Origin of the sequence: Alteromonas sp. KC3, assembly GCF_016756315.1 — a bacterium.
In the GTDB taxonomy this organism is placed as follows: Bacteria; Pseudomonadota; Gammaproteobacteria; order Enterobacterales; family Alteromonadaceae; genus Alteromonas.
The window spans coordinates 3,700,734-3,712,733 of record NZ_AP024235.1 but is presented as its reverse complement, the minus strand read 5'-3'; the positions used below and the strand labels follow the sequence as shown (position 1 = coordinate 3,712,733).

The 12,000-nt window shown below is 42.7% G+C and carries 8 protein-coding genes; 4 read left to right on the top strand and 4 right to left on the bottom strand.

Annotated features, from left to right (window positions below; translation table 11 throughout):
* Nucleotides 1-242 precede the first annotated feature (242 nt).
* Complete coding sequence (locus tag JN178_RS16405; protein ID WP_202262467.1) at nucleotides 243-1,979, top strand: PAS domain S-box protein; 1,737 nt, start codon at nucleotides 243-245, stop codon at nucleotides 1,977-1,979.
* Nucleotides 1,980-2,027: 48 nt separating this feature from the next.
* On the opposite strand, the gene JN178_RS16400 is transcribed toward JN178_RS16405, so the two are convergent.
* Nucleotides 2,028-2,624: a porin family protein gene (locus JN178_RS16400; RefSeq protein ID WP_202262466.1), complete on the bottom strand. Its 597-nt coding sequence runs from the start codon at nucleotides 2,622-2,624 to the stop codon at nucleotides 2,028-2,030.
* Nucleotides 2,625-3,140: 516 nt separating this feature from the next.
* On the opposite strand from JN178_RS16400, the gene katG reads away from it, so the two are divergent.
* Together katG and JN178_RS16390 are read left to right on the top strand one after the other, a co-directional pair.
* Nucleotides 3,141-5,435 (top strand): catalase/peroxidase HPI, encoded by a 2,295-nt coding sequence (gene katG / locus JN178_RS16395; protein ID WP_269752165.1) that lies wholly within the window; start codon nucleotides 3,141-3,143, stop codon nucleotides 5,433-5,435.
* Between the two features lie 266 nt (nucleotides 5,436-5,701).
* On the top strand, nucleotides 5,702-6,187 hold the full coding sequence (locus JN178_RS16390; protein WP_202262465.1) for a hypothetical protein: 486 nt from the start codon (nucleotides 5,702-5,704) through the stop codon (nucleotides 6,185-6,187).
* Nucleotides 6,188-6,212: 25 nt separating this feature from the next.
* On the opposite strand, the gene JN178_RS16385 is transcribed toward JN178_RS16390, so the two are convergent.
* Entirely contained in the window at nucleotides 6,213-7,538 is a 1,326-nt protein-coding gene (locus JN178_RS16385) for a mechanosensitive ion channel family protein (RefSeq protein ID WP_202262464.1), read from the bottom strand.
* Nucleotides 7,539-8,054: 516 nt separating this feature from the next.
* Here JN178_RS16385 and JN178_RS16380 point away from each other — a divergent pair.
* Nucleotides 8,055-9,437 carry a DEAD/DEAH box helicase gene (locus JN178_RS16380; protein WP_202262463.1) on the top strand — a complete coding sequence of 461 codons (1,383 nt, stop codon included), beginning with the start codon at nucleotides 8,055-8,057 and terminating at the stop codon, nucleotides 9,435-9,437.
* 16 nt (nucleotides 9,438-9,453) lie between these two features.
* Here JN178_RS16380 and JN178_RS16375 read toward each other — a convergent pair whose 3' ends face one another.
* Nucleotides 9,454-10,287, bottom strand: a complete 834-nt coding sequence (locus tag JN178_RS16375) for a thioredoxin family protein (RefSeq protein ID WP_202262462.1) — start codon at nucleotides 10,285-10,287, stop codon at nucleotides 9,454-9,456.
* A gap of 65 nt (nucleotides 10,288-10,352) precedes the next feature.
* The gene (locus tag JN178_RS16370; RefSeq protein ID WP_202262461.1) at nucleotides 10,353-11,939 is read right to left on the bottom strand and encodes an MASE1 domain-containing protein; all 1,587 of its coding nucleotides are present in this window, start codon (nucleotides 11,937-11,939) and stop codon (nucleotides 10,353-10,355) included.
* Nucleotides 11,940-12,000 lie beyond the last annotated feature (61 nt).

Here is a 12,000-nt window from a genome sequence, read left to right as displayed (position 1 = left end):
ATTGAGAAATCAGCTAACTTCCCTAATTACTGATAATTAAAGGAAATTATGAAATAGGCCATTTCAAAGTGTAGAGTAAAAGGACAAGAGTGTAATTTGTTCACGCGCTTATGACTCGTATTTACATAAAGTTCGCACTAATTTATCGATTAGTATGTGGTCTGATGAGTGCGTTTCGACGAGCAGATAGTTTCCATCTAATATAATGTTTACTATATGACGCAGTCCTTATGTAATCCAAAATGATTTTCAAAAAGCGCGACGACACTATTAAATCTATTCTAGATCAGGCAATTGATGCTGTGATAAGTATCAATACTCTGAATGAAGTCACTTACATGAATAATGCTGCGGAAGACTTGTTTGGCTACTCCGCATCAGAAATCTTGGGTAAAAATGTTAAAGTTCTTGTTCCAAGGGAGTTTGCTGGTCAACATGATGACTACGTGAATGCGAACAGGGATGGAGGACCGGACAAGATCGTGGGCACGTCTCGTGACATACAAATTGAAACTAAGCGCGGCAATAAGAAATGGTGCAGTTTATCCTTATCAAAGGTCCGTCAAAGTGACGGGATTCACTATACCGCTTTCATAAAAGATATTACTAAGCAAAAAGAAGCACAGGACAGAATAGATCAAACTCTAGAGCAATGTATTGATGCGGTGGTGAGCATTGATGAAAATAATTGCGTCACTTTTTTCAATAAGGCTGCAGAAATACTTTGGGGCTACCCTAGGGAAGAGGTGTTAACCAAAAATGTCAAGCTCTTGGTTCCACAAGACATTCAACGTAATCATGACCAGCTAGTAAACCGGAATAGGGAAACAGGACAAGATCGAATTGTTGGCACGTCGAGAGATGTGAAGATCGAAAGGAAAGACGGTAGTCTAGTGTGGGGGAACTTATCTTTGTCAAAAGTAAAGATTGGCGGAAAGATAACATATACTGCATTTGTCAAAGATATAACTAAGGAAAAACAACAGCGCGATCAGATTGCTTTGCTTTCATTGGTTGCAAATGAGACTGATAACTCTGTTATAATCACTGACCATCAGGGGTTTATTCAGTATGTGAACCCTGGCTTCTCAAAACTCACAGGGTACAGACAAGAGGAAGTTATCGGTAAAAAACCTGGCGAAGTAGTTCAGGGTAAGCATACATCAAAGCGAACGATAAAGCGCATACGGAATCACTTGGACAATAGAACACCCTTTTACGAAGAAATTCTAAATTATACAAAGTCGGGAGACCCGTACTGGATAAGTTTGGCTATCAATCCTGTTTTTGACTCAAACGGTGATTTAAAACAGTTTGTATCAATTCAAGCAAATGTCGACAAAACGAAACGAATAGCACTCGAAAATGATGTTAGGTTAGAAGCTATCAGTAAATCGAACATAGTTATGGAGTTTAACGCCGAAGGAAAGTTAACTTTAATTAATCCAATGGGCTTGAAGTCACTAGGTTTCCAGTCGAAAGAGCAGACATTATCTCAGCTCAAACCTCTTTCCAGTTACTTGTCAGAACAAGAATGGGAGCAACTGAAAGCTGGCCGCTATATAACGAAGCAACTGAGTTTTCCGTCGTCGAAAGGAGCCGCAGAAATCGATGTAGCGGTCTCTCCTGTCCAAGACGAAGATGGTAATCTGAGTAAAATACTTCTCTACGGAGCTGATGTTTCTGAAAGAAACTCAGTGTTAGCAACTACTCACAATGCAATGACTCAAGTGTTGTCTAAGATTAGTACAATCATTAGTACAATCAATAGCATCTCAAACCAAACAAACTTGCTGGCACTTAATGCGGCTATTGAGTCAGCTCGCGCTGGAGAAGCAGGGCGAGGATTTGCAGTAGTGGCGGATGAAGTTCGGAGTCTGGCGTCGAGAACCACCGACTCTGCTGAAGAAATAGGTGGTTTAGTAGAAGAAACTAAAGCACATGTCGATCAACTTAGCGGTTACGTCAAGCGGTCGTAGAAAATAAAGGTGCGTAGACCACAATCGGCCCTTCGCACCTTTGAAAACTTAAAAGCGATATTCAACACCAATACTGGCCTGCTTTAGATCTGTTTCAAAATCAGTGTCGTCGATGTCATCAAATGCTTCGTCAGCATCCAATTCAGTGTCGTAAACAGTATATTCGGCATTAACCAAGAAGTTACTCGTGATTGCATAGCTTAAGCCCGCACCAACAAACAGACTTTCGTCATCGTTATCTCGGCGAATTGTGCCAATGTTATACTCAGTTTCTGACCACAACTGGCCTGCTTTGGCGTACAGTGAAAAACGCTCTGTTAGCGGAAGAATACCTTTAATTGCCGCTGTGTAGCCGTCAGTTTCAGCGCCGGCTATGTCGTTGCCATAATCACCGAAATCGATATAGCCACCTTCTAGTGCAATCCATTCGTTAAACTTATACCCTACAAGTCCTTGCCACACATCTTTATCGTCATCAAAATCATCTTCACCTTCAACGCGAAGATAACCATAATTACCGCCAACATAGAAGCCACTGTCCTTGACTTCTATTTCGCTTGTTTGGGCCTGCGCACCAAAAGCGGCCATTGCACTAATTGACGCTACCGTAGCAATACTCGTCAGTGATTTAAGTGTGTTTTTCATAAGTTCGTCCTCTTACTTCTTAAACAATCCATTGACTTCTCGTATGAAGAAAATGTGCTTTAGTTGGCATTTATGTTTCCCAACTGTGTCCTCCTTTCCTGTTTCAAATGCTATGCCAGCGTAGAAGTTGCAAAAACGTATCGAAAACTACGAAAAAATTTCAAAATCATCAGTTTGGCGCTTTATTTTTAACCACTTTTAGGGAGTGAAAGAATCGTATTTCAGGCGAACAACGTAAAAAATTCGCGCGCTGTGAAATAGATTCATGAAATTCAAGTGGCTTTTTTCTTATTGTGGTTGATTCTTACTTTTGATGTGTCTTTATTTAATTTGTTGAAAATAAAGAACTTTATTGTTGATTGGAAATATCAATCATCTGAATCCATTTAATTGACTGTAAATATGAAGTGTCTCTGTCTATCTTTTTAAACGCACAAGTAAACAAAATGTTAACGCTTGGGTTTGTTGCTGTTTAGCAATCGAACAACGAATAACAATTTAAGACGGGAAATGACCATGATCACATCAAGGTTTAAGAAAACCACACTTTCTGCTTTGGTAGCATTGAGTTTAAGTGCCACTGGCGCACTAGCAAACGATCAAATGACTAAGCCTGCTGGCGCAAAAGGCACAGGAATGTCTAAAGCGTTTCAAGCAAAAACTAATCAGTTTTGGTGGCCCAACCAATTGGATCTCTCGCCATTACGCGATCATGACAGTCGCTCAAATCCACTTGGTGAAGATTTTGACTATGCTAAAGCGTTCTCAAAGCTGGACTTAGACCAAGTCAAAAAAGACGTTAATGATCTTCTCACTACTTCGCAAGATTGGTGGCCGGCTGATTTCGGTAATTACGGTCCATTCTTTATTCGCCTTTCTTGGCACAGCGCAGGTACTTATAGAACGCTAGATGGCCGTGGTGGCGGTGATGGTGGTCAAATGCGCTTCGACCCTCTTAACAGCTGGCCTGACAATGGCAATCTAGACAAAGCGCGTCGACTACTTTGGCCAATCAAACAAAAGTACGCTGAAAGCTTGTCATGGGGTGACCTGATGATCTTAGCGGGTACCGTGGGCATGGAGAATATGGGTTTCGATACCTATGGTTTTGCTGGCGGTCGTACCGATGATTGGGAACCTGATATGGTTTATTGGGGCCCAGAAGTTGAAATGTTAGCAAGCGATCGCGAAGAAAAAGACGGCAAGCTTCAGCGTCCACTAGGTGCAACGCATATGGGGTTAATCTATGTTAACCCTGAAGGTCCAAAAGGCGTTCCTGATCCTATGGGGTCGGCTAAGAACATTCGCACCGCGTTTGGCCGTATGGCAATGAACGATGAAGAAACTGTTGCCCTTATCGCGGGTGGTCACACGTTTGGTAAAATGCACGGTGCGCACAAGCCTGCTGATTGTCTAGAGGCAGAGCCAGGTGGCGCTGGCCTTGAGGAACAAGGATTAGGTTGGAAAAACAACTGCGGAAAAGGTAACGCTGAAGATACAGTAACCAGTGGTTTAGAAGGTGCGTGGACACAGCTTCCGACTAAATGGACAAGCTTGTATTTGCAGAATCTTCTTGGTTTTGAGTGGAAGCAAACGCGTAGTCCTGCTGGCGCTATTATTTGGATCCCAACCGACGAAGCGGCACATACGTCTGTACCGGACGCACACGTTGAGGGTAAAAAGAACCCGCCGGTTATGACAACCGCAGACCTAGCGCTTAAGTACGATCCTGAGTATCGCAAAATTGCAGAGCGCTTCTTAGCAGATCCGAAAGAATACCAAACTGCATTTGCAAAGGCGTGGTTTAAGCTAACGCACCGTGACATGGGTCCAAAAGCACGTTATTTGGGTAATGACATACCAAAAGAAAATTTCATTTGGCAAGACCCTGTACCAAAAGCAGATTACAAAGCAATCTCTGACAAAGACGTGAAGAAGCTGAAAAAAGAAATCTTAGATACAGGATTATCAGTTCAACAGCTTGTAAAAACAGCGTGGGCATCAGCGGCTAGCTTCAGAGCATCAGATTATCGTGGTGGTGCTAATGGTGCGCGTATCGCCCTTGAGCCACAAATGAGCTGGGAAGCCAACGAACCAGAAACCGTAAAGGCGGTAGTCACTAAGCTTAAAGAAGTGCAAGAAGAATATAATTCTCGCATGTTCTCTAAGAAGAAAGTGTCGCTTGCAGATTTGATTGTTATTGGTGGTGCGGCAGCTATCGAAAAAGCGGCGTCTGATGCCGGTGTTAAGATAACTGTGCCTGTTGTCCCTGGCAGAACTGATGCGACTCAAGAGCAAACAGATGTGAATTCTTTCTCACTTCTTGAGCCAACAGCAGATGCGTTTAGAAACTACTATAACGCAGAAGCTAGCTACCGCTCTCCTACTGATATGTTGGTTGATAAAGCGGACCAGCTTAGTTTAACTGTGCCTGAAATGACGGTATTGCTAGGTGGCTTGCGTTCACTTGGTGCCAACACTGGTGGCGCAACGCATGGTGTGTTCACAGACAAAGTAGGAACGCTAAATAACGACTTCTTCGTGAAGCTGCTCGATATGGGTATCAAATGGAGAAAAACTGATAACCCTGCAGTTTACGAAGGGGTTAACCGTCAGACTGGCGAAGTCATGTACACAGGTACGCCAGTGGACTTGGTTTTCGGTTCGAACAGTGAGCTACGCGCTGTTGCTGAAGCTTACGCTTACGACAATGCTAAGCAACGTTTTGTTGAAGACTTTGTGGATGCATGGACAAAAGTTATGACGTTAGATCGGTTCGATTTACGTCATGACTTACACGCCGACTTATAGTTGTAAGCATGCGCTATAGCAATACGCAGCAAAGCAAACAATAAACGCAAAACGGGGCAAAAGCCCCGTTTTTTATCTTCCACTTGGGCTTTTGGACTTTTTAGTAGATTTCGCTGCAAAAACGTACCGCAACGTTCACTATGCCTTAATTCGTTTAAACAAAGTCACCAAATTTGTCTCACAATATTTAGCAATAGCAGAACACATTCTGTACACTGAATTCTTTTAGACTATCCAGCGATACATTGGCTACGGGCCCTGAGTTAATGGCAACACTACAGCGTATATTAGTGAACTTGGAAATGTTAAGTGATGACATTTCGCTTTTGGAGCCCTCGCAATACAATAATGCTGATCATTTACGCCTTTTACATAGCATTCTTGTGCTATTGAATGAATTAGATAGTCAATCGAAGTATGAAACCGAGGCCGGGTTTCAACATGTTGTGCGCGGCTCTATTTTTGAGGACGTGTTTGAACGTAAACGTATGGTCAATGTGTACAAAAAACTGGTGGAATATGTAATCACAGCGTGGGAGGCTAGTCAGAAAGCAAGTCGTATTATTGCCGATAGTTTTGACGAGAGCGCTGACAAAAGGCTAGAGTTGTTACAAGTCAAAGCAATCAAAGCTAAATCTCAACTGAAAACTGTGGCTATTGCGATGGGAAAAGCTGACTACGAGAAGTTTACCCGTCTGTTTGGTTTACTTACTCAACAGTGGGAATGGGATACGCTTCGCGCTAGGTTTTAAGCTAGCGCGACATTCAGTACAGTAGTTACGGCGTGGTGTTGCGAATACCGATATCCTGCTCATTGATGACTCGAACTTCCCTTTGTGGGAACGGAATTTCGATATTGTGTTCACGTAAGGTTTCAAAAACCGTTAGTAGCAAGTCACCACCTACGCGATTTTTGCCATCATCCACGCCTTCCATCCAAAACTCGACAAACATATTCACACCCGAATCACCAAAGCTATCAATTTCACAATCAGGAAGCTCTTCAAACGGAATATCATCGCCAGAAATCACTTGAGGATGTGCTGCGACGGCTTCTTTAACAATCTCGACCATGGCGCGAATGTCGGTCTTGTATGCCACTGAAAAATCAATACGGTAGCGCTGTTTTAGATTCTTGTGGGTCCAATTAATTAACGATGAGCTAATAAACTTCTCATTAGGAACCAAAATATCCTTACCATCAAAGGTTTCTAGCACGGCGTAACGCATCTTAAACTCGCGTACTATGCCTTTCTGGCCGTCTTCTAGTTCTACGTAATCACCGACAGTAAGAGACTTGTCTAACAATATAATAATGCCAGATATAAAGTTCGATGCTATAGACTGCAAGCCGAGACCTAAACCCACACCCACGGCACCACCAAATACAGCGAGCGCCGTTAGATTAATACCCATTACATTTAGCAATAGAAGAAATACAACGCAGAACAGGGCAACTTCAAATAACTTTGCAAACACTTCTTTGGTGGATACATCAAGCGACTTGTGATTTCGAATAATATCTTGACCAATCGCATTGGAGCTTCTGCCAAGCCAAAACAACAGGGCACCAAACAACAATACTCGTACGACACCGTAAGCAGAAATTTCTACATTTCCAACCGATATAGCAATTGATTCAAGTGCTGATGTAATAAGCGGTAGCACGCCAATCAGGTGGAGAAACAAAATTGGCAAACCCACCCAGCGCATAATCATTGCGATTGTTTCGTTTACGACAAATCCATTGATGAGTGAATTCACAAAAAGCATAAGCGCAACAACAACAGCAATTTCCAAAAGCCAAGCGTCAAATTGGAATTGAGCCCCAAGTACGGTGGTTAATTTCAGCATGCTGATGGTGATTAGCGGAAATAAGGCTTCACCTAAGTTATACATAAAGCCGTGTAATGTGTGAGCCCCTTGAGAGGGCGCTTCGCGTGTAAATTTAAATGGCTTCTTAACTTGTCTTGCAAGCACAAAGGCAACGCTGTAGATAACGAGCATTGTTGCTAGCTGGATAAGAAAACTGTCAGACATCACTGACGCTTTAATAAGCGCAAGCTTTTCTCCTAGATGAAGCGTTATAGTCTCTACATTCATGCTGTCTTTTTAATCCTATAAACCGCCCACACGGCAGTATAAATTTAATTGAGCGCTTTTTATCCTTTATACCAAATATCGTAAAGCTTTTTTTATTTATCGATACAAGTTTCGTTTTTTCTTGTCCAACCAGAATTACATCTAACCTATATTTAAAATGCATTAAAAGTCTGCGGCTTGGAGATCGTAAATAACGATAGATGAAGCAGCCAATAGTTACGTTATAAAGCTAAATAGGCCAATGCCTGCATTGCCCATAATGGCAGTTTTTGGTTGACTAAAAAATGTGCTAGCGAACGTGGCATATTGGTGGTAGACTCCGCGCCGCGTTGTGTAAGAGTAAATATCATTCTTCCTTAATCGACAATTCTTGGTGTTATTGGCACCGGCGAATTGGCGTATCACTAAAGAATTTCTTCTTAGGCTATAATCTCACACGGTAAGTGCTATAGCTGCCACGCTACTAATCATTCTTCGACCTATATTTAGGCAAATAGCTATTTCAGGAGTTAGTTAATGTCATTTACCCAGCTTGGGCTTGCTGAACCGTTGCTAAAAGCAATTGAAAAGCGTGGTTTTACCACACCGTCACCTATACAGGAAAAAGCAATACCAGAGGTATTAAAAGGGCGTGATGTGTTAGCGGCTGCGCAAACCGGAACAGGCAAGACGGCCGGTTTTGGCTTACCTATTCTTCAAAAGCTCATGCAGGGTAACAAAGTTTCTGCCAACAACGTAAGAGCGCTAATATTAACGCCTACCCGAGAACTCGCTGCACAAGTAGAAGAAAGTATTCGTCATTTTGGTGAATTCTTGCCGCTAAAAACCGCAGTGGTGTTCGGTGGTGTTGGTATAAATCCGCAAATGATGAAGCTTAGAAAAGGCGTTGATGTGCTTATTGCGACGCCCGGCAGACTGTTAGACCTTTATCAGCAGAATGCAGTGAAATTTTCTCAGCTTGAAGTGTTGGTGCTTGATGAAGCCGACAGAATGCTGGATATGGGATTTATCCACGATATTAAAAAAGTGCTTAAATTGCTTCCTGAGAAAAGACAGAGCTTATTGTTTTCAGCAACGTTCTCACCTGAAATAACCGCATTGGCTCAAACCATTACTCAAGATCCTGTTAGCATTTCTACAACACCTGCAAATTCAACAGTTGATGCTGTAGAGCAGCATCTTGTTACCATTGATAAGTCAAAAAAGACAACGGCACTTATTTGTCTTATTAAGCAACAAAAATGGGAGCAAGTACTCGTTTTTAGTCGTACCAAGCACGGCGCCAACAGAATTGCAGAGAAACTTACCCGTTCTAAAATTCCAAGTGCGGCTATTCACGGAAATAAAAGCCAAGGGGCGAGAACAAAAGCCTTGGCCGATTTCAAAAACGGTGACATCAAAGTGCTTGTGGCTACCGATATTGCTGCTCGAGGCATTGATATTAGCGAGCTACCCATAGTGGTTAATCTTGATTTGCCAAATACGGCGGCAGATTATGTGCACCGTATAGGTCGCACTGGGCGTGCTGGTGCCAGTGGTCAGGCTTGGTCGTTTGTCTGTGCAGAAGAACTTCAAAGCTTAAAAGATATTGAAACGCTTATTCAAAAGCTATTACCAAGAGAAACACTTGAAGGGTTCGAGCCACAACAAGCAGTACCGCCAACAACACTGTCGAAGCCCAAAAAACCGAAAAAGCCCAAGAAGCCAAAAACGCTAAGTAGCGCTTCGTCGGCAAAGGCGCCTTCTGCGAATACTAAAAGTGATGCCAAGGCCAATAGAAGTGGGGCCAAAAAACAGCATTCACGGCCCAAGCATCGCAATAATAACGCCAATCGCTCAAGAAGCGGCAATATGAACAATAGTGGCAAACACACCCCACAGCGTGCTACTGCACAGTAGCACGCACATTCTGTCGCTACTTTGATTCCCATGAAAAAGGATGATAATGACGCAAAGCTGGCGCGACTTGGGCGTCAGCTTTCCCATTGTCATTCTGCTCTAGTTGAGTTTCAGCGCGCTTAACCATCGTTTCCTGTAAATCACTTCTATAACCTCGTACTTCTTTCCACAGATCGTAAAAACCTTCAGGTGGCTCTCCAGCAATATCCTTTTGCAATAATGGGCCCAATAAGTCGTACGCTTTTTGCAAACGCGCTGCGTGTTGAGTGTCATACGCAGCAACTTGCGGGTCGGCTTGCCAATTCATCATGGGTAACTTTTGTTTATCAGAAAGTTGAGCAAACTTAGAAAAGTAGTCTACATAATCAGCAAGGGCGATACTGTCTGCCCGTCCCCATATTGCCATGCTAGCGCGATTCAATAATGCACTTGAAGCAGGGTCCACTATCATTACCGTGGGAGTGGCATAATAGGTTGGATAGTCAAATCGTTGAGTAATTGCTCTTCGGTCTTCCAGTAAGCCTACGTCTACAAATATGGTTTCGTAATGAGATGTAAGAATAGGCTGCATTTCTTGAGTTTGGAAACGTTTTGCTAGACCTGTACTATCATGGCACCACTGAGCGCCGAGCACTACGAGTAGTAACTTTCCATTCTCTAGGGCACTTTTCTGTGCGTTAACTACGTCATCATAAGCCGTTGCTGATGCCTCATAGGTATATTGCGGTGGCTGCTCAGTACTCATACAGGCAGTAAGTAACGCAATAGAGGCGAATACGGCGGTAATGAGTTTAGCGAATTGTCGCTTTAGTAAGGGTGGCTGGTGATGTACGTTTTTATGCAAATCCATGTGTAGTACCAAAAAGGGAAACTTGTCAGCAATGTATCATAAAAACAAAGGGTAACGCGGGATAATTACACTTCAATAGCGATACTTACTACTGTGCCAGAAGGCGTATTTTTCAAAATGCTGAGCTTACCATTTATCAAATGCGCTCGCTCGTGCATTGAAAGTATACCCATTGAAAAATCGACGGGTGCGTCTTTGATACTATCTGTCAGGTAGGAGGCGGGAATACCCATGCCGTTATCCGAGATGGTAAACGTAGCAACAGTGGGATGATACACAACGTCAATATTAAGTCTTGTGGCGTTTGCGTGTTTGATACTGTTGGTCACCGCTTCTTGAATTATTCGATAGATGTGAATTTTCTTTTCATTCTCTAGTGCGACCGCTGTTCCTGATACGTTCAAAGTGTAGGCAATATTAGATGCATTGAGTGACGATATAACTTCAGAACGTTGCAGCACGGCTTCGATAGAAAGCGTATCTATACCACTGGGCCGAAGACTTCCTAAGCTTTTCTTCATAGCAAAGTAGAGGCTATCAATTTTCTCTGACAGAACCGTTAATAAATCTTCTTTCTTTCTGAGAGAAAGTTGAAGTTTTAAATCTACTATTCTATGACCAAAGTCGTCATGCAAGTCACGTGAAAGCGTTCTTCTCTCTTCTTCTTGCACCGCTACGAGCTTTGCGGTCACTGCGCGAGTATTATCGATTGCTTTGTTAAGTAATGCGTTTTTTTCGCGAATTTTCGCGTTAGTTAGTGCAAGGGTCGTGTTCATTCTTTTGGCTTGTGTTACCGACGCTCCTAAGATCAAGCTACTTACACACAAGGCAATGATATAGAACTGATGCTCTAACGGATTCAATGTTGTTTGTGAAGAAACTAAAAATGCGGTTACTCCGATAAGAATACAAGACAAAGAGCTTCCATAAATGCCAAACCGATGGGCAAGATAAAGAGCCGGAAGTACAGCGATATATTTTAGTTGGTAGCTTAGGTTTATACCGTTATCGAATGCTAAGACACTGCCACTTAAAGCGAGCAACCAGCCCGCGACGATATAATAGAGCTGCCCCCCGCCATGCTTGAAACACTGTTTGGTATAAAGCGTTATCAGTATAGGAACAATAACAATTATTCCTACGAAGTCACCTAATGAGAATTCGAAAAGGGTAACTAAAAACGATACTAAATCCATGTTGGATTCCAATGCTCTTCGCCCCAAAAACATAAACCCCAGTGCAATACTCAACAACATTGAAAAGCTGAGTAAAGAAAGTGTACTCGATACATTATCGAGATAGGGGCTGCTATAGAAACGACGAAAGGTATAAACCGCAGCGCATAGCAATAGAGGAGTAATCATTAAGTGGACTAAATACCAATAAACACTACCACTCATAAATTGGCTATTGTCTAAAAGCCCACCTGGGGAAAATAAAAGTAGATGAGTAAGTTTCTCGCAAAGTAACAGGGCAGGCCAGCTTCGGATTGGCAGCAGTAAAAATGCGCCTAACCTAACACCTGCAGGTAAGTACCAACTTACGATACTGGTAACGGTTTCGAAATGGCTGCTGATTAGCCAGACCCCGTGAAAACAAAACGTATAGAGCAAGCCGTAAAGAAGATAGTGTGGTGAAAAAACGGAAGACATAGTGGGTTGTGTCGAAATAGTATGGGAGTTGTCAGAGAGTTCCATTTAAACAGTGGAAGTG